Raw genomic sequence first — 24979 nt, 5'->3', positions numbered from 1 at the left:
CCCGTAACTTTGAATGCTGCCCCGGGCGGCCCGATGCCGCGCGCCTGGCGACTTCGACGTTGTGGAGAGGGAGCACGCCCCGGTGACGGTGACGACCGCTGATCTGCGTCTGATCGACCTTCCCGCGATCGCGGCCGAGCCGGAGGCCCCGGCGCTGTTCCGCTCCCGCTCCGCCCCGATCCGCCGCACGCTGGTCGACATCCTCGACGCGACGGTGCAGGCCCACGGCGGCGCCCGCGCGATCGACGCCGGCGCCACGACGCTGACCTACCGCGAGCTGGCCGACGCGGTCGACGCGGTGCGGGCGACGCTGCACGGGCACGGCATCGGCGTCGGCGACCGGGTCGGCATCCGCGTCGCGTCCGGCACGGCGGAGCTCTACCTGGCGATCCTCGGGGTGCTGGCGGCCGGCGCGGCGTACGTGCCGGTGGACGCCGACGACCCGGACGAGCGCGCCGAGCTGGTCTTCGCCGAGGCGGGCGTCTGCGCGGTCATCGGCGACGGGCTCGCCGTCGACCTGCGCGGCGAGCCCGCGGGCCGCCTCGAACGGCCCGGCCCGGGCGACGACGCCTGGATCATCTTCACCTCCGGCTCGACCGGCACGCCCAAGGGCGTGGCCGTTCCGCACGGCGCGGCGGCCGCGTTCGTCGACGCCGAGGCCCAGCTGTTCCTGGCCGACGACGACGCCGAGGCGATCGGCCCGCACGACCGCGTGCTGGCCGGGCTGTCGGTGGCCTTCGACGCCTCCTGCGAGGAGATGTGGCTCGCGTGGCGGCACGGCGCCTGCCTGGTGCCCGCCGCGCGCTCGCTGGTGCGCAGCGGCGTCGACCTGGGCCCGTGGCTGGCCGAGCAGCGCATCACGGTCGTGTCCACGGTGCCGACGCTGGCCGCGCTCTGGCCGGTCGAGGCGCTCGACGACGTGCGGCTGCTCATCTTCGGCGGCGAGGCGTGCCCGCCCGAGCTGGCGGAGCGGCTGGCCGTCGAGGGTCGCGAGGTCTGGAACACGTACGGCCCGACCGAGGCCACCGTCGTCGCCTGCGCCGCCCGGCTCACCGGCGAGGGACCCGTGCGCATCGGGCTGCCGCTGGCGGGCTGGGAGCTGGCCGTGGTCGACCCGTCCGGCCGGCCGGTCGCGATGGGGGAGACCGGCGAGCTGGTCATCGGCGGCGTCGGCCTCGCGCGCTACCTGGACGCCGCAAAAGACGCCGAGAAGTTCGCGGCGCTGCCCGCGCTGGGCTGGGAGCGGGCGTACCGCAGCGGCGACATCGTGCGCGCCGAGCCCGAGGGGCTGCTGTTCCTCGGCCGCGGCGACGAGCAGGTCAAGCTGGGCGGGCGCCGGATCGAGCTGGGCGAGGTGGACGCCGCGCTGCAGGCGCTGCCGGGCGTGGCGGGCGCGGCCGCGGCGGTGAAGCGGACCGCCGCGGGCAACCAGCTGCTGGTCGGCTATCTGGTGCCGCGCGACCCCGATTTCGACACCGCGGCCGCCACCGAGCGGATCCGCGAGCAGCTGCCCGCCGCGCTCGTGCCGCTGCTGGCCGTCGTCGACGACCTGCCCACGCGCACCTCCGGCAAGGTCGACCGGGCCGCGCTGCCCTGGCCGCTGGCCACCGCCGGGGACGGGACGGCCGAGCTGGGCGCCACCGAGGCGTGGCTCGCCGAGGGCTGGGAGGAGATCCTGGGCGTACGCCCGTCCGAGCCCGGCGCCGACTTCTTCTCCAGCGGCGGCAGCAGCCTGAACGCCGCGCAGCTCGTGGCGTGGATCCGGCGCACCCACCCGCAGGTGTCGGTGGCCGACGTCTATCAGCACCCCCGGCTCGCGCAGATGGCCGCGGTGCTCGACGCGCTCGACACCACCGCCCGGGTCCGCCGCGAGGTCCAGCCCACGCCGCGGCGCGCCGGGCTGCTCCAGGGGCTGCTGGCCCTGCCGATGTTCGCGCTGGTGGGCCTGCGCTGGCTGACGATCCTGGCCGCGCTGGGCAACCTGGTCCCGGCGTCCTGGGCGCCCGAGGTCTCCTGGTGGTGGATCGCCGCCGCCTGGGTGGTGCTGTTCAGCCCGCCGGGCCGGATCGCCGTGGCCGCCGCGGGCGCCCGGCTGCTGCTGCGTGGCGTCCGCCCCGGCAAGTACCCGCGGGGCGGCGGCGTGCACCTGCGGCTCTGGGCGGCCGAGCGGCTGGCCGAGCTGACCGGCGCGACCGGCGTGGCCGGCGCGGGCTGGATGATCACGTACGCCAAGGCGCTCGGCGCGCAGGTCGGCCCCGACGTCGACCTGCACTCCGCGCCGCCCGTCACCGGGCTGCTCAAGCTCGGCCGCGGTGCCGCGATCGAGCCCGAGGTCGACCTGTCCGGCTACTGGGTCGACGGCGACGTCGTCCGCGTGGGCAAGGTGCGCGTCGGCGCCGGCGGCCGGGTCGGCTCGCGCAGCACGCTGATGCCCGGCGCTCGGATCGGCAAGGGCGCGCACATCGACGCCGGCTCCACCGTGACCGGCGCCGTGCCGGCCGGCAAGCGCTGGGCCGGCTCGCCCGCCGCGCCGACCGTGTCCAAGGACAAGGCGGCGTGGCCCGCGCAGCGACCCGAGCGGCGCTCCCGCCTCTGGGTGGCCGGCTACAGCGTGACGGCCCAGCTGCTCGGCCTGCTGCCGGTCGCCGCCGTGCTGCCCGCGCTCGCCCTGCTGAGCAACCAAACCACGCTTGCGAGCGCGCTGCTCGTCGTGCCGGTCGCGGCCGTCGCCTACTTCGTGACGTACGCGCTGCTGGTGCTCGCGGGCGTGCGCCTGCTGAGCATCGGCCTGCGGGCGGGCTTCCATCCCGTACGGGGAAGGATCGCCTGGCAGGTCTGGACGACCGAGCGGCTGATGGGGATGGCCCGCACCGCGCTGTTCCCGATGTACGCCAGCCTGTTCACGCCGGTCTGGCTGCGGCTGCTCGGCGCCCGGATCGGCCGCAACGCCGAGGTGTCGACCGTGCTGGCGCTGCCGGCCATGACGACCGTCGAGGACGGGGCTTTCCTGGCCGACGACACGATGGTCGCCACGTACGAGCTCAGCCACGGCTGGCTGCGGGTGGCGCCGGCCCGGATCGGCAAGCAGGCGTTCCTCGGCAACTCCGGCATGGCGGCGCCCGGCCGGTCGGTGCCCAAGCGCGGCCTGGTCGGCGTGCTCTCCTCGGCGCCGCGCAAGGCCAAGAAGGGCAGCTCCTGGCTGGGCGCCCCGCCGATGCCGCTGCGCCGCACGGTCGAGTCCGCCGACACCACCCGCACCTACGACCCGCCCGTACGCCTGAAGCTCGCCCGCGCCGCCGTCGAGCTGTGCCGCATCGTGCCGGTCATGCTCGCCGGGGCGCTCGCCGTGCTCGTGCTGGCGGCGCTGGCGCTCATCTGGCAGACCTTCGGCGCCCCGGCGGCCGCGCTCGCCGCCGGTCCGGTGGTGTTCGCGGCCACGGTTACCGCCGCGCTGACCGCCGCCGCCGCGAAGTGGTTGCTGGCGGGCCGGTTCCGGGTCGCCGACCGCGCACTGTGGACGTCGTTCGTCTGGCGCAACGAGCTCGCCGACACCTTCGTCGAGGTGCTCGCCGCGCCCTGGCTGTTCCGCTTCGCCACCGGGACGCCGCTGCTCAACCTCTGGCTGCGCACGCTCGGCGCGAAGATCGGCCGCGGCGCCTGGCTCGAGACGTTCTGGCTGCCCGAGTACGACCTGGTGCGGCTCGGCCCTGGCGCGACCGTCAACCGGGGGTGCGTCGTGCAGACCCACCTCTTCCATGATCGGATCATGAGCATGGACGAGGTCACCCTGGGCGCGGGCGCGACGCTGGGCCCGCACGGCATCGTGCTGCCCGGCGCGAGCATCGGCGCGCGCACCACCGTGGGCCCCGGCTCGCTGGTCACCCGCGGCGACGCCGTGCCCGAGGACAGCAGGTGGCTGGGCAACCCGATCGCGAACTGGGCATGACCCCCGGGTCGGCGCCGGGGGGCGCGTCGCCGGGCGCCGACCACTCGACCGACTCGTACCTGCCCGCGCACGGCAACGGCGGGTACCGGGTGCTGCACTACGACCTCGACCTGGATTATCGGATCGCGTCCAACCGGCTCGCGGGCAGGGCGGCCGTCACCGCGCGGACCGTCCAGCCGCTGTCGCGGTTCAGCCTCGACCTCGGCCGCTTCCGCGTCGCGGACGTCCGGGTGGACGGCCGGCCCGCGAAGTACACCCACGGGCACGGCAAGCTGCGGGTCAAGCCGGAGCGGCCGATCGGCTACGGCGCCACCTTCAAGGTCGAGGTCCGGTACGCGGGCACGCCGCAGCCCGTCTCCGGCCGGTGGGGCGACATCGGCTGGGACGAGCTGACCGACGGGGTGCTCGTCGCGAGCCAGCCGAACGGCGCGCCGTCCTGGTTCCCGTGCAACGACCGGCCCGACGACAAGGCCACCTTCGTGGTGTCGCTGACCACGGCCACGCCGTACACCGTGCTGGTCACCGGCGACCTGGTCGCGCGCCGCCGGGGCGCGGGCACCACCACCTGGGTGTACGAGCGCAACGAGCCCACCCCGCCGTACCTCATGGGCGTGCAGGCCGGCCGGTACGAGCTGGTCGACCTCGCCGCCGGCGGGGTGCCCCAGCGCGCCGCGGTCCCGCCCCGGCTGCGCGGCCTGCTGCAGCACGACTTCGCCCGCAGCGGCGCCGTCATGGCGACGCTGGAACGGCTGTTCGGCCCGTACCCGTTCCGCGAGTACGTCGTGGTCGTCGCCGACGACGACCTGGACGACCCGGTCGAGGCGCAGGGCATGGCCGTGTTCGGGCGCAACCACCTCGACGGGCGGCGCACCCACGAGCGGCTGGCCGCGCACGAGCTCGCCCACCAGTGGTTCGGCAACAGCCTCACGGTCGCGGACTGGCGCCACATCTGGCTCAACGAGGGCTTCGCCACGTACGCCGAGTGGCTGTGGTCCGAGGCCTCCGGCGGCCCGTCCGCGGACACCCAGGCCGCCCGGTGGCACCTCTGGGTGGCCGCCCACCCGCAGGACCTCACGGTCGCCGACCCCGGCGTCGACCGCATGTTCGACCCCCTGGTCTACAAGCGCGGCGCGCTCACCCTGCACGCCCTGCGCGCCCGGCTGGGCGACGAGGCGTTCTTCGCCCTGCTGCGCTCCTGGGTAGCCGAACACCGCCACGGAACCGTCACGACCGCTCAGTTCAGAACCCACGCCGCCCGCTACGCCGCCACTCCGCTCGACGACCTCTTCGACGCGTGGCTCGACCGTCCGGCCCTGCCCCCGCTACCCCGCCGCCCCTGACCTGCCCGTCGCGCTTTCGTCGCCCCTGATCTGCCCGTCGCTCTTGCGCCAGCATCCGCGCCATGCGCCTGCGAGTCTCGGCTTGCGCGTGCGTGTCTCGCGCCTGCACCTGCGCGTCTCGGCTTGCGCGTCGGGCCTGCACCTGCGCGTCTCGGGCTTGCGCGTGCGTGCCTCTGCCTGCCCGTGCGTGTCTCGTGTTCCGCGTCTGTGCCTGCGCGCCTTCCGTTTGCGCCGGCGCATCTCGCTCCAGGCGCCTGCCCGTCGTGCGCCTTGGCCCGCGGCCAACCGGCGCGAGCCATGGGTGCCTTGGCGCGCGCGGCGTTGATCTCGGCGGCGTTGGGAGCGTGACCTTCCGTTCTGTGCGTCTCGCTTCCTGCGCGTCTCCGCCCTGCACCTGCGCATCTCGCGCCGTCGCGCTTGCACGTCCTGCGCCGTCGCGCCAGCGCGCCTGCGCGCCTGCGCGCCAGGCGTCTTGCACGCCTACAAGCAACACAACATTTACGACATATCCGGTCGAGGTGCTTTGGGATGATTAGAGGGTAGGCAGTAATGGACGACCGGAAGTCGTGCGCGAAGGACCTGACCCACTCGTTGCACCGTAGTTCCAGGTGCCGAGGAACGGCTCCCAGGTGTTCCGGGTGGCGACGGTGAAGGCGCCCGTGCGGCGGCCCGGGCCTTCGGAGCGTGGTGTGCCCGTCACATGCCTTCCGCAGCGGTGACCATGTCGCCGGCGTGTCCCGAACGCACAAGCCCCGGGCCGGCCGCCGTTCCCAGGCTGTGCCGGAGGCCACAGACCCGCCAGTTGCTTCGAACTCGAAGCAGTACTACCTTGAATCGCAGATGCTTCGAATTCGAAGCCATGTCGAGCGAAGGCGAGCAGGACCATGAAGGCAGTGCGTTTCCACGAGTACGGCGACCCGTCCGTCCTGCGCTACGAGGACGTGAAGCAGCCGGTCCCCGGTGCCGGTCAGGTACGCGTGCGGGTCGCGGCGACGTCGTTCAACGGTGTCGACGGCAACATCCGCGCCGGGTTCATGCAGGGCCCGATCCCGGTGACGCTGCCGCACACGCCGGGCATCGACGTCGCGGGCACGGTCGACGCGATCGGCGACGGCGTGGACGGCTTCGCGGCCGGTGACCAGGTGATCGCTTTCCTGCCGATGGCCGGGACCGGCGCGTCGGCGGAGTTCGTCCTGGCGCCCGCCGAGGCGCTCACGAAGGCGCCGGCGAGCATCCCGCTCGCGGACGCGGCCGCCCTGCCGGCGGTCGGTCTGACCGCGTGGCAGGCGCTGTTCGATCACGCGAAGCTGACGGCGGGGCAGCGGGTGCTGGTCAACGGCGCGGGTGGCGCGGTCGGTGGCTATGCGGTGCAGCTGGCCAAGCAGGCCGGGGCGTACGTGATCGCCGTGGCGAGCCCGCGCAGCGCCGATCGGGCAAAGGCGGGCGGCGCCGACGAGGTCGTCGACCACACCCGCACCGACCTGGCCGCGGCGGTGAGCGAGCCGGTGGACGTGGTGCTCAACCTGGCCCCGGTCGACCCGGCGCGGCTGGCCGCGCTGCCCGCCCTGATCCGCCCCGGTGGCGTGCTGGTGAACACGACGGTGTGGATGCCCGCACCCTCCGACGAGCAGCGTGGCGTGCGCGGCGTCGACCTGTTCGTGCGCAGCGACGCCGGGCAGCTGGCGCATCTGGTGGAGCTGGTCGACCGCGGTGAGCTGCGCGTCGAGGTCGCCCGCCGGGTGCCGCTGGCCGAGCTGCCGGCCCTGCACGCCGACGCGGCCGCGGGGACCCTGCCCAGCGGCAAGATCATCATTACGACCAACGACTGAAGGAGATCGCACGATGATTCCCGACGACGACCCGACCCGCTCGCTGACCGTGGCGAACCCGGACGACCCGAGCACGACGTACGTCTCGCTGGTCGGCAACACCTACGCCATCCTCATCACCGGCGAGCAGACGAACGGCCGCTACTGCCTGATCGACATGCGCGTGCCCGACGGCGGTGGCCCGCCGCCGCACCGGCACGACTTCGAGGAGATGTTCACGATCCTCGAGGGCGAGATTGAGTTCATGTTCCGCGGCGAGAAGCACACCGTACGGGCCGGGTCGACCATCAACGTCCCGGCGAACGCGCCGCACAACTTCCGCAACGTCTCGGGCGCGCCGGCCCGCATGCTGTGCATGTGCACCCCGGCCGGCCAGGACGAGTACTTCCTGCGCATCGGCGACGTGGTCGCGGGCAAGGACGCCCCGCCGCCGCAGCTGTCGCCGGACGAGCTCGCCGAGCGCCGCCGCCTCGCGGTCGAGCTGGCCCCGACGTACCGCAGCGAGTTCCTCTAGGCCGGGAACGACACCTCGACGCGCAGGCCGTCGTGGCCGGTGGAGGACGCGGTGATGAGGCCGCCGTGGGCCTGGGTGATCGAGCGCGCGATCGCCAGGCCCAGGCCGGCGCCGCCGCTGTGGTCGATGCGGGTGCCGGCCCGGCGGTGGAACGGCTCGAACAGCGCGGTCACCTCCTCGGGCGGCACGTCGTCGCCGGTGTTCGACACGACCAGCGCGGGGTCGTCGCCGACCCGCACGTCGATGGTGCCGTCGGGCCGGTTGTACTTGAGGGCGTTCTGCACGAGGTTGGTGACCAGCCGCTCGAGCAGCACCTGCTCGCCCAGCACGGTGCGCGGCTGCAGGTCGCTGGTGAGGGTCACGCCCGCCTCGGCGGCGCGCTTGCGGTGGGCGTCGAGCACGGCGGCGGTGATGCGGTCGAGGCGCAGCGGCGTGCGGGTCATCAGGCCGCGGTCGCTCTCGCTGAGCACCAGCAGCCCCTCGATGAGGCGCTCGTTGCGCTCGTTGGTGGCCAGCAGCTGGTCGGTGAGCAGCTCGAGCTGCTCGGTGGTGAGCTCGTCGGCCATGCTCACCTCGATCAGCGTGCGCTGGACGGCGAGCGGGGTGCGCAGCTCGTGCGAGGCGTCCGCGGCGAACCGGCGCTGGGCCTCGTAGCCGGTCGCGATCCGGTCCATCATCTCGTCGATCGTGCGGCCGAGCGTGGACAGCTCGTCGGAGCCGGCGCCGGGGCGCAGCCGGTGGCCGAGGTTCTGCGGGCCGACGTTGCCGATCACGGCGACCAGGTCGCGCAGCGGCCGCAGGCACCAGCGCACAGCCGGGTAGCAGGCGGCCAGCAGCACCACGAGCGCGAGACCGTACAGCACGAGCGCCGGAAGGCTGGGCCAGCGGTACAGGACGGTGCACAGCGGGGAGGTGGTGCTGTCCGGCGCGAGGCTGCCGTCGCCGGTGCAGACGCCCGGCGCGAACGCCCGCACCAGGTCGAGACCGTGGCTGACGAACCACGGGGTGAACTGGGCCACCACCAGGATCACCGCGCACAGCAGGAGGATCCGCCGCGCCGGCGAGCCGCTGCTCACGAGCCGATCCGGTAGCCGGCCCGGCGCACGGTGTGCAGCACCGGGGGGTCGCCGAGTTTGCGCCGCAGCGTCATGACGGTCATCCGCACGGTGTTGGTGAACGGGTCGGCGTTCTCGTCCCAGGCCTGCTCCAGCAGCTCCTCGGTGCTGACGATCCGGCCGCCGGCGCGCATCAGCGCGTGCAGGACGGCGAACTCCTTCGACGACAGGTCGAGCACCTGCCCGTCGCGGGTGGCCGTGTGCCGGGTGCTGTCCAGCACGATGCCGCCCTGCTCGAGCACCGGCGGCAGCGCGGGACCGGAGCGCCGGGACAGCGCCTGGACGCGGGCGGCGAGCTCGGCGAAGGCGAACGGCTTGGTCAGGTAGTCGTCGGCGCCCAGCCCCAGCCCCTCGACCCGGTCGCGGATGCCGGCCGCGGCGGTGAGCAGCAGCACCTTGGTGCCGTCCGCGGAGCCGACGACCTGCCGGCACACCTCGTCGCCGGTGCGCCCGGGCATGTCCCGGTCGAGCACGGCGACGTCGTAGCGGTTGACGGTGAGGCGCTCCAGCGCGCTGTCGCCGTCGTAGACCACGTCGACGGCCATGGACAGCTTGCGCAGCCCCTGGGCGACCGTGTCGGCGAGCAGCTGCTCGTCGTCTGCCACCAGCACGCGCATGCCGTGTCCTTCCGCTCCGCGGGGCGAACCGCCCGTCAGGCTCGCACACCCAAGGTAAGCGGCCGATAAGGACGCCGCTGACGCTCACCGGACGGTCCGCCCGGAAGCATGGCGAGCCGTGCTCAGGTCTGTCCGCAACTGTGTCGCCGTCCTCGTGCTGTGCGCGCTCGCCGTGCCCTGGTCGCCGCGCCCCGCGCACGCCATCGCGTACGGCGAGAACGCCCGCGACGGCGACTACCGGTTCTCGGTGCTGCTCACGATGACGGGTCTGCCGGCCGAGGGCGGCGGCACCCGGGACAGCTCGTGTTCCGGCGCGCTCATCGCGCCGCGCTGGGTGATCACCGCGGGGCACTGCTTCCGCGACGGCGACCGGCGGCTGAGCCGGACCGTGGCCGAGCGGACCACCGCGATCGTGGGCCGCACCGACCTGCGCAGCGGCGCGGGGCAGGAGGTCGAGGTCGTCGCCGCGTACCAGGCCGAGGGCGCGGACGTGGCGCTGGCCGAGCTCGGTCGCGAGGTCACCGGGATCGCGCCGCTGCGGGTCGGCACCCGGCCGCCGGCGACGGGCGAGGTGCTGCGGCTGACCGGGTTCGGGCTGGTCGCCCACGACGGCGGAACCGGGCCGGCCACCCGGTTGCAGACCGGGCTGTTCACCGTCGGCGCGGTCGGCAGCGCGCTGATCGAGACCTCCGGCCGCGCGCCGCGCCGGGACACCAGCCCGTGCCGGCACGACTCCGGCGGGCCGTACTTCCGGGAGCGCGACGGAACGCTCGCGCTCGCGGCCGTCGTCAGCTCCGGACCCGCCTGCCCGCACCGCGGGCCGGACCTCAGCGCCCGCACCGACAACCTGACCGGCTGGATCAGCGACACGATCGCCTCGCCGGGCCGCTCGTACGGGCCCGTCGGGCTGGCCGGCCTGACGGTGGCCGCCATCCTGCTGGCGAGCGTCGTCGCGTGGCGGCGCCGTGCCGGAGCGCCCCGGTGAGCCTGGGCGAGGCGGTCGTCGACCTCGCCGCGATCGCGTCCAACGTGCGTACGGTCGCCGCGGCCGCCGGCACCGAGCTGATGGCCGTGGTGAAGGCGAACGCCTTCGGGCACGGCGCCGTCCCGGTCGCGCGGGCCGCGGTGGCCGCCGGCGCCGCGTGGCTGGGCACGACCAGCGCGGCGGAGGCGCTCGAGTTGCGGTCGGCGGGGCTGACCGCGCCGGTGCTCAGCTGGCTGCACCCGCCCGGCGAGGACTTCGCCCGGCTGATCGCCGCCCGCGTCGACCTCGGCGTGTCCACCGTGCCGCACCTGCAGGCGATCGCCGCGGCGGCCCGGTCGCTGGGCACGCCGGCGCGGGTGCACCTCAAGGCGGACACCGGGCTGTCGCGGGGCGGCGCCGTGCCGGACGACTGGGCGGACCTGGTCGCGTGGGCGGGCAAGCACGAGGCCGCGGGCGAGCTGCTGGTGCACGGCGTCTGGTCGCACCTGGCGAACGCCGAGCAGCCCGGCGATCCGGGCGTGGCGCGGCAGATCGAGGCGTTCGAGCAGGCCGTACGGGTGGCGCGCGGGGCGGGTCTCGACCCGCGGCTGCTGCACCTGGCGAACTCCGCGGCCGCGCTGGGCGTGCCCCGCGCGCGGTTCGGCCTGTGCCGGATCGGGCTGGCGCTCTACGGGGCCGGGGCCGGGCCCGGTCTGCGGCCGGCGATGACGCTGCGGTCGCGCGTGGTGAACGTCAAGCGGGTGCCCGCGGGCACGGGCGTGTCGTACGGCCCCGACCACGTCACCACCCGGCCGGCCACGCTCGCGCTGCTGCCGCTCGGTTTCGCCGACGGCCTGCCGCGCTCGGCCCAGGGCCGCGCCCACGTGTGGCTGGGCGGGCGGCGCTGCCCGATCGCCGGGCGCATCGCGATGGACCAGTGCGTCGTCGACGCCGGGGACCTGCCCGTCCGCCTCGGCGACCCGGTCGTGGTGTTCGGCCCGGGCCCGGCCGAGCCCACGGTCGCCGACTGGGCGCGCTGGGCCGGCACCAACCCGCACGAGATCCTGACCGGCATCGGCGCCCGGGTGCCGCGCCGGCACGAGCACCCGGAGGCGCACGACCGATGAGACTGGCCCTGATCTACGGCGGCCGCAGCGGCGAGCACGACGTCTCGTGCCGCTCGGCCCGCAGCATCCTCGACCACCTCGACCCGCGGGCCTACGACGTCACCGAGCTGCTGATCGGCCGGGACGGGCAGTGGCACGTGGACGGACGGCCCGTGCCGCTGACCGGGGCGCTGCAGGCGATCCGGCGCGCCGAGGTGGCGTTCCCCGCGCTGCACGGCCCCTACGGCGAGGACGGCCGGCTGCAGGGCATGCTCGACTGGCTCGGGGTGGCGTACGTCGGGAACGGGGTCCTCGCCAGTGCCGCGGGCATGGACAAGGTGGTCACCAAGAAGCTGCTCGCCGCCGAGGGCCTGCGCGTCGCGGCCGGCGTCACGGCGGACGCGGCCGACCGGACCGTACGGGAACTCGGTCTGCCGGTCTTCGTCAAGCCCGCCCGGGCCGGCTCCAGCCTCGGCGTCTCCCGCGTCGGCGACCGGTCGGAACTGCCCGGCGCGCTGCGGCACGCCGGGCAGTACGACCACAAGGTGCTCATCGAGCGGGCGGTGACCGGCCGCGAGGTCGACGTGGCCCTGCTGCAGCACCCGGACGGCCGGGTCGAGGCCGGGCCGCCCCTGGAGATCACGGTGCGCCGGGGCTTCTTCGACCACGCGGCCAAGTACGACGGCGGCGCCACGTTCCACCTCCCGGCCCGGCTCGACGCCGCGACCACCCGGCTGCTGCAGAGCCGGGCGGTCCGGGCGTTCCACGCGCTGGGCTGCCGTGGACTGTTGCGGGTGGACTTCTTCCTCCCGGCCGACGGCGACCCGGAGCCCGTGGTCAACGAGGTGAACACGTTCCCCGGGATGACCGCCGCCTCGCAGTACCCGCGGATCTGGCAGCGGGCCGGGCTGGCGTTCCCGGCCCTGCTGGACATCCTGATCGCGGGCGCCGGTCAGCGCTGAAGGGTCAGCAACCCCGGCCGGTACGGCAGCAGGCCGTAGTCGCCGCCCGAGCTGGGGGAGCGGCCCTGGTAGAGCAGCTGCAGGTTGCACGGGTTGACGGTCATCGTCTGGTCGGCGTTGCTGCGGATCAGCTCGCCGTGGCTGATGTCGTTGGTCCACGTCGCGCCGCTGTTCGCCTTGCCGGCGAAGGGGTTGCCCTCGCTGGCGGCCTGCGGCGTCCAGGAGCCGCCGAGGCTGCTCGCGGTGAACGAGCGGAAGTAGCGCCCGTTCGCGCCGATCGCCTCGACGATCATGAGGTACTGGTTCTGCCCCTGCACCTTGTAGACCTGCACGGCCTCGAACAGGTTGTTCGTGGTGTCGCTCAGGACGACCGTCGAGCTGCTGCCGAAGTTGCCGGGGAAGTTGCCGATCGGCATGCTCGCGCGGTAGATCCGGCCGTTGTCCCCGGCGAAGAACAGGTACATGTTCGTGCCGTCACCGATGAGCGCCTGGTCGATCGGGCCGGTGCCCGAGCCGCTGATGCTGCCGGTGAACAGCGCCTGGGGCGCCGACCACCCGTTGGCGTTGGTGGGGTCGCTCGACGTCCGGTAGGAGAAGGCGGTGCCGCCCCACTGGTAGGCGAGCACCCAGACGTTCTTGGGCGCGAAGTAGAACAGCGAGGGGGCCACCGCGGCCGGGGCCATCGCGTTCTGGCTCGCCGAGGCCATGTCCGACCAGTTGGTGAACAGCCCGAAGTTCATCGAGCCCCACGTCGACCCGGTGTCGTGGGTGGTCGCGTAGACCAGCTGCCGCCCGTTGTAGGGGGCGTGGGTGAAGTCCTTGAGCGACGCCCAGCCCTGCCTCGGCGTCGCCAGCGGGCCGGAGGACGACCAGCGGTACGTCGAGGGGAGGCTGCACGTGCCGGGCGTCGTGGGCGTGGTGCCGCCGACGCGGACGAGCTGCCACTGCTGGTTGGCGCCGTTCCAGTCGCTGTACTGCACGACGTTGGCGCCGTCGGTGGTGGCGGCGCCCTGCACCTCGAGGGCCTTGCCGCTGTTGCGGTTGATCAGCCGGACGTGCCCGCCGTCGGAGTCGGCGAGGCGGAACTGCTGGTTGGCGCCGTTGGTGTCGGCCCACTGCACGACCGGCGCGCCGTCGGCGGTGGACCAGTTGTGGACGTCCAGCACCTTGCCGGAGTGCTTGGAGCGCAGCCGGTACCAGCCGCCGCCCGAGTCGACGAACTGCCACTGCTGCTGCGCCTGGTCGTTGCGGGTCCACTGGGTGATCCGGGCGCCGTCGGTGGTCGCGAGGTTGTAGACGTCGAGCGCCTTGCCGCTGTTGCGGTTGACCAGGACGTACGACGCGGTGGGGTCGACCGTCGCGGCCGAGGCGGCGGGGGCGGCGACGACGGCGGCGATGCCGGCGGCCAGCGCGGTGGCCGACACGACCAGCGCCGGGAGCAATCGGCGTCGGGGCATGACGCACTCCTTCTCCGTGCTGTGAGCGTTAACAAAAGGGGGATGCCGCGAATGGTGCCAGACGGTTCCGGGACGCCTCAACGCCTCCGGGGGCACGACCGAATGGACTGTCGTCGCGTAACGACTTTCCCCGGTTGAATCCGCCGACCGGCCCTCCTACCATCCTTTTCCCACGGCACCGGATAGGGGACACTCGATGGCGCACGGTCGGCACGGCGGCGACGAGGCGGTGGTCGTCGCGGCCCGGGCCGGCGACCGCGAGGCCTGGAACGAGCTGGCCCGCCGTCACCTCCCGGTGGTCTACAACCTGGTCCGGCGGGTGCTGCACGACGACGCGCAGGTCGACGACGTGGTGCAGGACGTCATGGTGCGGGCCCTGCGGCAGCTGGGCGACCTGCGCTCGCCGGGCAGCTTCCGGGCGTGGCTGACCGCCATCGCCGTGCACCAGATCGGCACCCACCTGGCCCGGGAGAACCTCCGGGCGGGCCGTACGGTCCCGTGGGGCACGGCGGTCGACGGTCCGGACGCGGGCGCCGAGGTGGAGGGGCCCGCGGTGCTCCGGTCGGCCCTGGCCGCGCAGCGCCACCAGGCCCGGCAGGCGGCCCGCTGGCTGGCCGGCGACGAGCACACGGTGTACGCGCTGTGGTGGCTGGAGCTGATCGGCGAGCTCACCCGGGCCGACGTCGCTGCTGCGCTGGGCGTCGGCGTGGCGCACGCGGGCGTGCGGATCCAGCGGATGCGCGAGCAGCTCGAGGCGGGCCGGGCCATCGTCGCGGCGCTGGAGGCCGTGCCCGGCTGCGACGCGCTCGGCGAGGTGGCCGCGGGCTGGGACGGCAGCCCGAGCCCGTACTGGCGCAAGCGTCTCGGCCGCCACGTGCGGTCCTGCCCCGTCTGCGCCCGGGCGACCGGCGCCCTGGTGCCCGCCGACCGGCTGCTCGTCAGCCTGGCGCTGGCGCCCGTGCCGATCGCGCTCGCCGGCGCCGTGCTGGTCAAGGGCGCCGCGACCTGGGCGGCCCGGGTGGCGCAGGCAGCCGCCGTCCACCCGCTCGCCGCCGTGGCCGGCGCCGGGGCGCTGGTCGTGGGCGTCACGGTGCCGGTGACGGGATGGGTGACCGCGCCCCGGCCGGCGCCGGCCGTGGCCGTGGCGCCCGCGCAGCGTCCCGGTCCGGTGCAGCCGCAGCCGGGGTCGTCGGCCGTGCCGCTCGCGGCCGGGCCGGTGTCGCTGGAGTCGGCCGCCGCCCCCGGACGGTACGTGGCGGTCGCCGGCGATCAGGGCGTGCTCGCCGCGGTCGGCCCGTCGAGCGGGGCCGCGGACCGGCGACGGGCCACCCTGGAGGTTGCCGCCGGCCTCGCCGACCCGGCCTGCGTGTCGTTGCGCGGGCCCGACGGCCGGTATCTGCGCCACTCGTCGTTCCGGCTGCGGCTCAGCCCGGACGAGGGCACCGTGCTGTTCCGCCGGGACGCGACCTTCTGCCCCCGGGCGGGCTTCGTCGCGGGCGGCGTCTCGCTGGAGTCCTACAACTACCGCACGTTCTTCCTGCGCCGCGTCGGCGACCAGCTCTGGATCGACCAGTTCGACGGCACCGACGCGTTCCGCGCCGACAGCTCGTTCGTCGTCCGTCCGCCGCTGGACTGACGACCCCCCGCCCGCGCCGCTTTTCCGGCGGCACGCTGAAAAGCGTTATGACCGGCCCGGCCGAATGGTCGGATCTTGAAGCCCTCCGGAGCGGCTTGCAGGATGGGCGCACACCGATGGAAGCGCTCCCAAATCCGGCCGCACTCCCCGGCGGCCGACCGTCCCCCGGAGTTCTCACATGCTCAGACATCCCCGTCGCCTGCTCGCCGCCGCCCTGGCCCTGTCCGCCGGCGCCGCCGGTCTGGTGCTGGCCGGCACCGCCGACGCGGCGACCACGCTCGGCGCCTCGGCGGCCGAGAAGGGCCGCTACTTCGGCGCGGCGATCGCCGCCGGCCGGCTCGGCGACGCCACCTACACCCGCCTGCTCACCACGGAGTTCACCTCGGTCACGCCCGAGAACGAGATGAAGTGGGACGCGACCGAGCCGCAGCAGGGCCGGTTCACCTTCACCAACGGCGACCGCATCCTCAACCAGGGCCTGTCCAACGGCTCCAAGGTGCGCGGCCACGCCCTGCTCTGGCACGCCCAGCAGCCCGGCTGGGCGCAGTCGCTGTCCGGCTCCGCGCTGCGCACCGCCGCCATCAACCACGTCACCCAGGTCGCCACCCACTACCGGGGCAAGATCTACGCCTGGGACGTGGTCAACGAGGCCTTCGCCGACGGCGGCAGCGGCGGCCGCCGCGACTCCAACCTGCAGCGCACCGGCAACGACTGGATCGAGGCCGCCTTCCGCGCCGCCCGGGCGGCCGACCCGGGCGCGAAGCTCTGCTACAACGACTACAACACCGACGGCATCAACGCGAAGTCGACCGGCATCTACACCATGGTCCGCGACTTCAAGGCCCGCGGCGTCCCGATCGACTGCGTCGGCTTCCAGTCGCACCTGGGCACCGGCGTCGACTCCACCTACCAGGCCAACCTGCAACGCTTCGCCGACCTCGGCGTCGACGTGCAGATCACCGAGCTCGACGTGGCTCAGGGCGCCAACCAGGCGAACATCTACGCCACCGTCACGCGGGCGTGCCTGGCCGTCGCCCGCTGCACCGGCATCACGGTCTGGGGCATCCGCGACACCGACTCCTGGCGCACCGGCGACAACCCGCTGCTGTTCGACGGCTCCGGCAACCGCAAGGCCGCGTACACCTCGGTCCTGAACGCCCTCAACGCCGGCGGCACCACCACGCCGACCAGCTCGCCGACGAGCACGCCGACCAGCGTCCCGTCGGCCGGGTGCAGCGCCACCGTGTCCCTCAACTCGTGGAACGGCGGCTACGTCGCCACGGTCCGGGTCCGGGCCGGATCCTCGGCGGTCAACGGCTGGACCGTCACCGTGGCCCTGCCCGGCGGCAGCGCGCTCACCGGCGTGTGGAGCGCGACGGGCAGCGGAACGTCCGGCACGGTCAGCTTCGGCAACGTCGCCTACAACGGGCAGATCCCCGCCGGCGGTTCCACCGAGTTCGGCTTCCAGGGCACCGGTTCCGGCCCCACGGCCACGCCGGCCTGCCGCGCCTCCTGAGCCCCGAGCCGCCGCGCCCGCCGATTGTTCCCACCGGCGGGCGCGGCCGGCTTTCTCGATGGACCGGCCGTATGCGCGCATCAGAATGAATGAAAATGGCCATCTTGCCATTAGACGATTAATTTCGAAAACGATTATCGTTCTGCTCCTCAGCGACGGGAGTGGAATTGATGAAACACCGGCAGCGCATTTCCTGGGTCGCGGCTGCGGCCGCCACGGCGACGGTCCTGGCGGGCTGCGGCGACGGCGGCAGCGACCGGGCCGCGGCGTCGGCTGCCTCGGCCGGCACGGCCCTCGCGGTGGTGGCGACCACGCCCGAGGTCGCGGATTTCGTCCGGAACATCGGCGGGTCCGACGTCTCGGTGACGCAGATCATCAAGCCGAACGTGGACCCGCACGACTTCGAGCCGACGCCCGCCGACATCAAGGCGATCGCCGAGGCGAAGGTGGTCGTCAAGAGCGGCGTCGGGCTGGAGGAATGGCTCGACCGCACCATCGAGGCCTCCGGGTTCCGGGGCGCGGTCATCGATTCCAGCCAGGGCGTGAAACTGCGCGAGGGCGGCCACGAGCACGAAGAGGGCGAGGAGCACGCGGACGAGGAGGAGCACGCCGGCCAGGAGCACGACCCGCACATCTGGCACGACCCGCGCAACGCCAAGATCATGGTCGCGAACATCGAGAAGGGGCTCGCGGCGGCCGACGCGGCGAGGGCCGGCGCGTTCGCGAAGAACCTCACCGCGTACGCCTCGGAACTGGACCTGCTGGACGCCGAGAACGAGGCGGCGTTCGCGAAGGTGCCCGCCGCGGACCGCAAGCTCGTCACCAACCACGACGCGTTCGGCTACTACGTCGACCGCTACCGGCTCGCGTTCGTCGGCTCGGTCATCCCCAGCCTCGACACGTCCGCGGAGCTGTCCGCGCGGCAACTCACCGACCTGGTCGCGAAGATCAGGGCGACCGGCACGAAGGCGATCTTCACGGAGAGCTCGCTGCCCCCGAAGAGCGCCGAGTCCATCGCCCGGCAGGCCGGCGTGAAGGTGGTCGGCGGCGAGGACGCGCTGTACGGCGACAGCCTGGGAGCACCCGGTACGCCGGAGGGCACCTACCTGGGCGCCGAGCGGCACAACACCGAGGTCATCGTCGCGGCGCTCGGTGGCTGAGATGTCCGCCCTGCGGTACGCGGGGGTGAGCGCGGGCTACGACCGTACGCCGGTGCTGACCCACGTCGACCTCGACCTGCAGCCGGGGCAGCGGCTCGCGCTGGTGGGGCCGAACGGCGCGGGCAAGTCCACGCTGATCAAGTCGGTGCTCGGGCTGGTGCCGATCCTCGCCGGCGAGGCCACCGTGCTGGGTGACAGCCCGGCAGCCGCGCGCGGCCGCACCGGATACGTGCCGCAGACCGGCGCGCTCGACGCGGATTTCCCGGTGAGCGTGCGGCAGGTCGTGATGATGGGCCGCTACCGCCGGATCGGCTGGTGGCGTCCCGCCCGGGCGCCGGACCGCCGCGCGGTGGCCGACGCGCTGGAGCGGGTGGGCCTGGCCGACCGGGCGGGGCGCCGCTTCGGCACGCTCTCCGGCGGGCAGCGGCAGCGGGTGCTGCTGGCCCGGGCCCTCGCCGCCGAGCCGCGGCTGCTGCTGCTCGACGAGCCGTTCAACGGGGTCGACGCGGTCAGCCAGGAGGCGATCGTCGCCGTGCTGCGCGAGCTGAGCCGCGCGGGCGCCGCGCTGGTGCTCAGCACGCACGACCTCCAGGTGGCGCGCGACCTCGCCGACCAGGTGTGCCTGCTCAACGGGCGGCAGTGGGCGGTGGGCACGCCGGAGGAGACGCTGACGGCCGAGCGGCTGCGCCGGGCGTACGGGGGTCACGCCGTCGACCTGCCCGACGGCGTCACGATGCTGGTCGAGCCGTGATCGAGCCGTTCACGCTGCCGTTCATGGGCCGCGCCCTGGCCGAGATCGTGCTGCTGGCACTCGCGTGCGGCCCGGTCGGCGTCTTCGTCTTCGTCCGCCGGCTGTCGTTCGCCTCGGACGCGCTCACCCACACCGTCTTCCCGGGCGTGGTGATCGGCTTTGTCGCCGGCGGCCTGGAGGGCGTCCTCGCCGGCGCGCTGGTCGCCGCCGTCCTCACCGCGGTCGTGCTGACCGTGCTGACCCGCGGCCGCGTGTCCGACGACGCGGCGACGGCCGTCGTGCTCACCGCGATGTTCTCGCTCGGCGTCGTGCTGGTGTCGCGCCGGTCCTCGTACACCTCGGATCTCACGTCGTTCCTCTTCGGACGGCTCCTGACCGTGACGCCCCGGCAGCTCGCCGAGACCGCGGTGCTGGCCGTCTTGGTGCTGGTCGCGTTGCTGATCGGCGCCCGGGCCCTGCTGTTCCGGTCGTTCGACCCGGCCGGCGCCGCCGCTGCCGGCTACCGGGTCGCGTGGCTCGACCTGTGGCTCAACCTGCTCGTCGCGCTGGTCGTGGTCGCCGCCGTGCGCGCGGTCGGCACGATCCTGGTCGTCGCGCTGCTGATCGTGCCCGCCGCCGCGGCGCGGATGGTGACCGGCCGCCTCGCCGTGATGGCGGTGCTCGGCACCCTGCTGATCGCCGGCGCCGGCTACGCCGGGCTGCTGCTGAGCTGGACCGCGTCGCTGCGTCACGGCGTCGCGCTCACCTCGGCGTCGGCCGTCGTCCTGCTGCTCGTCGCGGCGTACGTGCTGCTCCTTCCCGTACGGCTGCTGCGCGCCCGCCCCTCGGTCACCTCCGAAAGGACCTCGCCGCATGAACTGGTGGGATGACGCCCTGCACCGCGCCGCCGCCGAGGTCGTCCTCGCCGGCGCGCTGGCCGGGCTGGTCAGCGTGCAGGTCGTGCTGCGCCGGTTGTCGTTCTTCACGATGGCGCTGACCCACGCGACCTTCCCCGGCGTCGTCGCGGCCTCGATCGTCGGCGTCAACATCCTGCTCGGAGGCGTGGTCGCCGGCGGCCTCGTCGCGCTCGGGGTGGCGGCCCTGTCCCGGCGCCGCGGCCAGGACGCCTCCGCCGCCACCGGCGTGGTGCTGTCCGCCGGGTTCGCGCTGGGCGCCGGCCTGGTGGCGACCCAGCCCGGCTTCAGCCGCGACCTCTCCTCGTTCCTGGTCGGCTCGGTCCTCACCGTCGGCGGCCGGGACCTGGTCATCACCGCGCTCGCCCTCGTCGTGGTGGCTGCGGTGCTGGCCGGCGGCGCCCGTCCGCTGCTGCACATCGGCTTCGACCGCGCCGGCGCCGAGGCCGCCGGCGTGCGGACCGGCGCGTGGGACGTCGTGCTGCTGCTGACCCTGGAGGTCGTCGTGGTGACCCTGGTGCCCGCCGTCGGCACGATCCTCGCCGTGTCACTGCTCGTCGCGCCCGCCGCCGCGGCCCGGCTGTGGTCCGACCGCCTGCCCGTGGTCACCGCGCTGGCCGTGGCCTTCGGCGTGGGCAGCGGCCTGCTGGGCCTGGCACTGTCGGCCCGCTGGAACGTCGCCGCGGGAGCGAGCATCTCCCTCACCGCGACCGCGGTGGTCCTCGTGTCCTGGTCGGCCACGCGGTTGCGCCCCCGTCCCGCGGTCCACGCATGACGGCCGTCACCGGCGCCGCCCTGGCGCGCGCGGTGGAGGCGTTACGAGGCCTGGCGTACGAACACCGCCTGCACATCCTCGTCCTCCTGCGCGGCGGCGAAACCACCCCGACAGCGCTGGCCGCGGCGCTCGGCGTGCACCAGACCTCGGTCGCCCACCACCTGCGCCACCTGACCACCGCAGGCCTGGTCCGCCGCCGCCGCGCCGGCCGTCACCTGTTCTACTCGCTCGCGGACGAGGCGACCGCCCGCCTGGTCGACGAGGTGCTGCGCTATGCCGGGAGCTGACCGGCCGCCTCGTCCCGGCGTCCCCGGGCGCCGGTCGGGAGCGGGCTGCCGCCTCTCGTCGTGGCATTCCGGGGCGCCGGTCGGACTCGGGCCGCCGCCTCTCGTCGTGGCATTTCGGGCCGCCGGTCGGACTCGGGCCGCCGCCTCTCGTCGTGGCATTTCGGGCCGCCGGTCGGACTCGGGCCGCCGCCTCTCGTCGTGGCATTCCGGGGCGCCGGTCGGCATCGGCCGCCGCCTCGTCGCGGCGTTCCCCGCCGGCTGCCGCCGGCGGTCAGGAGCGGTAGCGGCCGCCGAGCACGCTCAGCACGCCGGCGTCGCGAACCGGGCAGACCGTCCTTCCGCCGGACGGCCCGGGTCAACGCGCGCCGCCCGATGTGGCCCGGTGCTCATCGCGCGCCGGTCGACGTGGCCCGGTGCTCATCGCGCGCCGGTCGACGTGGCGGTGCTCAGCGCGCCGACGCTCCCGACCCGTCGTCGCCACCTCCGGCGACGCCGACACCGTGTCCTGCCGCCGTGGCCGGCGCGCACAAGAGCGGACGTGACAGCGCCCGTACTGGGACTTGCTCTTGACTCGACCGGCTGTCCGCCCAGGGCGACCGATCCTCGGCAGGTCAGTGCTTGTGCAGTGCCTCAATGGCGAAGTCACACGCGGTGAACGCTTCATGCCCCAGCTTTACGACGCCGCGGCAGTCGTCGAGCGCCGCCGATCGGGGAACAACGGTCGGCGCAACTGACAGCCTAGCCTCCTAGGATGCGTTGTGGCAGTGAGCGGTACGACGGGTGGCAGCGGCGGCTCGTTGATGGCGACCCGCGTCGGCGGGTTCGGCACGGCAGCCGTCTTGAGCTGGGCGACGAGAGCGGGATCTCCATCCGGGCTACGGGCGGCAGGGCGAGCGCGTTCATCGGGAGTCAGCCGAGGTAGGTATCTCGAGCCGGGCTACGGGCGGCAGGGCGAGCGCGTTCATCGGGAGTCAGCCGAGGTAGGTATCTCGAGCCGGGCTACGGGCGGCAGGGCGAGCGCGTTCATCGGGAGTCAGCCGAGGTGGGTATCTCGAGCCGGGCTACGGGCGGCGATGGCGGATGCGCTATCGGCTGCCGCCGCAAGGGACTGGCGGCGTGGCGAAATTGCGGGTTCCTTGGAGCGGCGGTGGCGACCGCGAGACGCCGAAGGTGCGCCGCCCGCTGATGCAACCCGGCGCCGGCCGCCGGTCACACGTGGCACGGGAGCCGCGTGGCCGAGGGTATCGCCGAGCATTCCGCGAAGGATGCGGGCCGGGCGGAGAGCGGGACGGGTTCACACGGTGGACACAGCGTTGTAATGGGAGCGCTCCCATGTCACGATGACTGTCGATGTCTCCAACGGCGTGAGGACTCCCCGCTATGCGTCTGTCCGGAACGGCCCGTATTCGAGTGGCGGCCGCGCTTGCCGGGGTCGCCGGCCTGCTCACAATGGGTGTGACGGCGCCCGCCCGTGCTGCGGCCGTGCTGCCCTATCAGGATCCGTCGCTGCCGGTGGCGACCCGCGTCGCGGACCTGCTCGGGCGGATGACGCTCGACGACAAGGTCGGGCAGATGATGCAGACCGAGCGGGGGGTGACGACGGCCGCGGACATCACCACCTACCGGCTGGGGTCCGTGCTCTCGGGGGGCGGCTCGGCGCCCTCGCCGAACACGCCGGCGGGGTGGGCTGACATGTACGACAGCTACCAGCGCGGCGCGCTCGCGACGCCGTTGCAGATTCCGATGCTGTACGGCATCGACGCGGTGCACGGCAACAACAACGTGCCGGGATCGACGATCTTCCCGCACAACATCGGGCTGGGCGCGACGCGTGATCCGGCGCTGGTGCAGCGGATCGGGCGCGCCACGGCCGAGGAGGTGACGGGGGCGGGGCAGGACTGGACGTTCGCGCCGTGCCTGTGCGTGGCCCGCAACGACCGGTGGGGGCGGACGTACGAGTCGTTCGGCGAGAAGCCGGAGCTCGCGACCGCGATGACCACGGTCGTGGACGGATTGCAGGGCAGCCGGCTGGACGGGCCCGCCTCGGTGCTCGCGACGGCCAAGCACTACATCGGCGACGGCGGCACCACGGGCGGCGTCGACCAGGGCAACACGCAGATCAGCGAGGCCGAGCTGCGGGCCGTGCACCTGCCGCCGTTCCGGGCCGCGGTCGAGCGCGGCGTGGGCTCGGTGATGCTGTCGTTCTCCAGCTTCGACGGCACCAAGCTGCACGCGCACAAATACCTGGTCACCGATGTGCTCAAGGGCGAGCTGGGGTTCACCGGCTTCGTGGTGTCGGACTGGGCGGCCGTCGACCAGCTCGACGGGCAGCGCGGGTTCACCCAGGCCGAGATCGTGACGGCGTTCAACGCGGGGCTGGACATGGCGATGGTGCCGGCCGACTGGAAGGCGTTCGCCGGCTATCTGCGCGCGGCGGTGCAGAGCGGGCAGATCCCGGCGGCGCGCGTCGACGACGCCAACCGGCGCATCCTCACCAAGAAGTTCGAGCTGGGACTCTTCGAGAAGCCGTACGCGGACCGCAGTTACGCCTCGACGATCGGCAGCGCGGAGCATCGGGCGCTCGCGCGGCAGGCCGTCCGCCAGTCGCAGGTGCTGCTCAAGCGGGGCATCCTGCCGCTCGCCAAGACCGGCGGCAAGATCTTCGTGGCGGGAAAGAGCGCGGACGACATCGGCAACCAGAGCGGCGGCTGGACGCTGAGCTGGCAGGGCGCGAGCGGCAACACGGTGCCGGGCACGTCGATCCTGGCGGGCATCCGCGCGGCTGTGGGCAGCGGCACGACGGTGACCTACAACCGCGACGGCACGGGCATCGACAGCTCGTACCGCGCGGCGATCGCGGTGGTCGGCGAGACGCCGTACGCGGAAGGGGAGGGCGACCGTCCCGGCTCGCTCGGCCTCGACGCGACCGACCTCGCCACGCTGGCCCGGCTGCGCGCGACGGGCGTGCCGGTCGTCGTGGTGCTGGTCTCGGGCCGGCCGCTCGACATCGCCTCGGAGATCGGCGCCTGGAACGCGCTGGTCGCCGCGTGGCTGCCGGGCACCGAGGGCGGCGGGGTCGCCGACGTGCTGTTCGGCGACTACGCGCCCACCGGGAAGCTGCCGGTGACGTGGATGCAGTCGGCGGCGCAGCAACCGATCAACGACGGCGACGGCAAGACACCCCTGTTCCCGTACGGGTACGGGCTGTCCTATGCGGACGCCCCGGACCCCACGCCGACACCGACGCCGACGCCCACCCCGACCACGCCGTCCGCGTCGTGCAAGGTGCGGTACACGACCAACGACTGGAGCTCCGGCTTCACCGGCACGGTGGCGCTGACCAACACCGGGGCGGCGGCGGTCAACCCGTGGACGCTGACCTGGACGTTCGGCGCCGGGCAGACGGTCACCCAGGCGTGGTCCGCGCGGGTCACCCAGAGCGGCTCGGCGGTCACGGCCACCGGCGAGGCCTGGAGCGCCTCCCTTGCCCCCGGCGCGACGGTCAGCTTCGGCTTCAACGGCTCGCATTCCGGCAGCAACCCGCGGCCCGCTGCGTTCACGCTGAACGGCTCCCCGTGCGCCGCCGAGTGACCCGCAACGGCGCGCGAGTGGGCGACAGCAGCGCGCGGGATGGCGACAGCAGCGCGCGGGTGCGCGACAGCGGCCCGCGGGTGGGCGACAGCAGCGCGCGGGAGGGTCACAGCAGCGCGGCGACCAGGGCCACCGCCGCCGCGGCCGCTCGCAGGCGGTCGGCGCGCAGCAGCCGGCGGAGCCGCTCCGGGTCGTGGCCGTGGCCGAGCCGGCCGTGCGCCGGTGCGGCGGCGAAGGCGGTCACGGCCATCGCGGCGCCGGTCGCGGCGATCGCCACCCACGTCGCGGCGTCCGGCCCCGACCAGAGCGCCCACCCGCAGGCCACGAGCAGGGATCCGTAGACGACGACCACCACCGGGGTGATCGCCCGGGTGTGGGCGCGGTGGGCGGCGGCCCACTGCGCGGCGGGCACCCGGGCCAGCGCCGGATAGACGACGGCGGTCACGGTGGCCTGGAAACCCAGGTGGGCGGCGGCGGTGGCGAGCAGGGCGATCCGGGCTGATGTCACCCGGCCATGATT

General features: G+C 74.1%; 19 protein-coding genes. 15 read left to right on the top strand and 4 right to left on the bottom strand.

All coding sequences use genetic code 11. From position 1 onward, the window contains the following. Positions 1-82: 82 nt before the first annotated feature. The 4 genes from ACSNN8_RS31190 to ACSNN8_RS31175 all read left to right on the top strand — a co-directional run bounded on the left by ACSNN8_RS31190 (position 83) and on the right by ACSNN8_RS31175 (position 7629). Entirely contained in the window at positions 83-3946 is a 3864-nt protein-coding gene (locus ACSNN8_RS31190; protein ID WP_436653550.1) for a Pls/PosA family non-ribosomal peptide synthetase, read from the top strand. Then, a complete protein-coding gene (locus tag ACSNN8_RS31185) occupies positions 3943-5286 on the top strand; it encodes a M1 family metallopeptidase (RefSeq protein ID WP_436655466.1) in 1344 nt (447 codons plus the stop codon). The genes ACSNN8_RS31190 and ACSNN8_RS31185 overlap by 4 nt, the downstream gene beginning before the upstream one ends. A gap of 884 nt (positions 5287-6170) precedes the next feature. Further along, positions 6171-7115: an NADP-dependent oxidoreductase gene (locus tag ACSNN8_RS31180; protein ID WP_436653549.1), complete on the top strand. Its 945-nt coding sequence runs from the start codon at positions 6171-6173 to the stop codon at positions 7113-7115. 13 nt (positions 7116-7128) lie between these two features. Further along, a complete protein-coding gene (locus tag ACSNN8_RS31175; protein ID WP_436653548.1) occupies positions 7129-7629 on the top strand; it encodes a cupin domain-containing protein in 501 nt (166 codons plus the stop codon). Here ACSNN8_RS31175 and ACSNN8_RS31170 read toward each other — a convergent pair. Both ACSNN8_RS31170 and ACSNN8_RS31165 read right to left on the bottom strand, forming a co-directional pair. Further along, positions 7626-8705, bottom strand: a complete 1080-nt coding sequence (locus ACSNN8_RS31170; protein WP_436653547.1) for a sensor histidine kinase — start codon at positions 8703-8705, stop codon at positions 7626-7628. The genes ACSNN8_RS31175 and ACSNN8_RS31170 overlap by 4 nt on opposite strands. After that, on the bottom strand, positions 8702-9361 hold the full coding sequence (locus ACSNN8_RS31165) for a response regulator transcription factor (protein WP_436653546.1): 660 nt from the start codon (positions 9359-9361) through the stop codon (positions 8702-8704). Before ACSNN8_RS31165 ends, ACSNN8_RS31170 begins: the two co-directional genes overlap by 4 nt. 118 nt (positions 9362-9479) lie before the next feature. On the opposite strand from ACSNN8_RS31165, the gene ACSNN8_RS31160 reads away from it, so the two are divergent. The 3 genes from ACSNN8_RS31160 to ACSNN8_RS31150 are packed head-to-tail and all read left to right on the top strand — an operon-like array spanning position 9480 to position 12393. Then, a complete protein-coding gene (locus ACSNN8_RS31160) occupies positions 9480-10346 on the top strand; it encodes a S1 family peptidase (RefSeq protein WP_436653545.1) in 867 nt (288 codons plus the stop codon). Further along, complete coding sequence (gene alr / locus ACSNN8_RS31155) at positions 10343-11452, top strand: alanine racemase (RefSeq protein ID WP_436653544.1); 1110 nt, start codon at positions 10343-10345, stop codon at positions 11450-11452. The genes ACSNN8_RS31160 and alr overlap by 4 nt, the downstream gene beginning before the upstream one ends. Beyond that, on the top strand, positions 11449-12393 hold the full coding sequence (locus ACSNN8_RS31150) for a D-alanine--D-alanine ligase family protein (protein ID WP_436653543.1): 945 nt from the start codon (positions 11449-11451) through the stop codon (positions 12391-12393). The genes alr and ACSNN8_RS31150 overlap by 4 nt, the downstream gene beginning before the upstream one ends. On the opposite strand, the gene ACSNN8_RS31145 is transcribed toward ACSNN8_RS31150, so the two are convergent. Then, positions 12384-13850, bottom strand: a complete 1467-nt coding sequence (locus tag ACSNN8_RS31145; protein WP_436653542.1) for a non-reducing end alpha-L-arabinofuranosidase family hydrolase — start codon at positions 13848-13850, stop codon at positions 12384-12386. The two genes, ACSNN8_RS31150 and ACSNN8_RS31145, sit on opposite strands and share 10 nt — an antisense overlap. Before the next feature lie 196 nt (positions 13851-14046). Here ACSNN8_RS31145 and ACSNN8_RS31140 point away from each other — a divergent pair, with 196 nt between their 5' ends. The 8 genes from ACSNN8_RS31140 to ACSNN8_RS31105 all read left to right on the top strand — a co-directional run bounded on the left by ACSNN8_RS31140 (position 14047) and on the right by ACSNN8_RS31105 (position 24459). Next, a complete protein-coding gene (locus ACSNN8_RS31140) occupies positions 14047-15486 on the top strand; it encodes a sigma-70 family RNA polymerase sigma factor (RefSeq protein ID WP_436653541.1) in 1440 nt (479 codons plus the stop codon). A 178-nt stretch (positions 15487-15664) separates the two neighbouring features. Beyond that, positions 15665-17002: an endo-1,4-beta-xylanase gene (locus tag ACSNN8_RS31135; protein WP_436653540.1), complete on the top strand. Its 1338-nt coding sequence runs from the start codon at positions 15665-15667 to the stop codon at positions 17000-17002. Positions 17003-17172: 170 nt separating this feature from the next. Next, on the top strand, positions 17173-18162 hold the full coding sequence (locus tag ACSNN8_RS31130; protein WP_436653539.1) for a metal ABC transporter substrate-binding protein: 990 nt from the start codon (positions 17173-17175) through the stop codon (positions 18160-18162). A gap of 1 nt (position 18163) precedes the next feature. Continuing rightward, positions 18164-18913, top strand: coding sequence for a metal ABC transporter ATP-binding protein (locus ACSNN8_RS31125; protein ID WP_436653538.1), 750 nt, complete (start codon positions 18164-18166; stop codon positions 18911-18913). Continuing rightward, positions 18910-19782: a metal ABC transporter permease gene (locus ACSNN8_RS31120; protein WP_436653537.1), complete on the top strand. Its 873-nt coding sequence runs from the start codon at positions 18910-18912 to the stop codon at positions 19780-19782. Before ACSNN8_RS31125 ends, ACSNN8_RS31120 begins: the two co-directional genes overlap by 4 nt. After that, complete coding sequence (locus tag ACSNN8_RS31115) at positions 19766-20581, top strand: metal ABC transporter permease (protein WP_436653536.1); 816 nt, start codon at positions 19766-19768, stop codon at positions 20579-20581. The genes ACSNN8_RS31120 and ACSNN8_RS31115 overlap by 17 nt, the downstream gene beginning before the upstream one ends. Continuing rightward, positions 20578-20868: an ArsR/SmtB family transcription factor gene (locus tag ACSNN8_RS31110; RefSeq protein WP_436653535.1), complete on the top strand. Its 291-nt coding sequence runs from the start codon at positions 20578-20580 to the stop codon at positions 20866-20868. Before ACSNN8_RS31115 ends, ACSNN8_RS31110 begins: the two co-directional genes overlap by 4 nt. Before the next feature lie 1380 nt (positions 20869-22248). Then, positions 22249-24459 (top strand): glycoside hydrolase family 3 N-terminal domain-containing protein, encoded by a 2211-nt coding sequence (locus tag ACSNN8_RS31105; RefSeq protein ID WP_436653534.1) that lies wholly within the window; start codon positions 22249-22251, stop codon positions 24457-24459. A gap of 106 nt (positions 24460-24565) precedes the next feature. Here the strand turns inward: ACSNN8_RS31105 and ACSNN8_RS31100 are convergent, their stop codons facing one another. After that, positions 24566-24967, bottom strand: a complete 402-nt coding sequence (locus tag ACSNN8_RS31100; protein ID WP_436653533.1) for a hypothetical protein — start codon at positions 24965-24967, stop codon at positions 24566-24568. Positions 24968-24979: the final 12 nt, after the last annotated feature.

Source organism: Actinoplanes sp. URMC 104, from assembly GCF_051386375.1.
Classification (GTDB): Bacteria; Actinomycetota; Actinomycetes; order Mycobacteriales; family Micromonosporaceae; genus Actinoplanes.
Note: the sequence above shows the minus strand (reverse complement) of the source record. Positions and strands in the feature narration are given on the sequence as shown.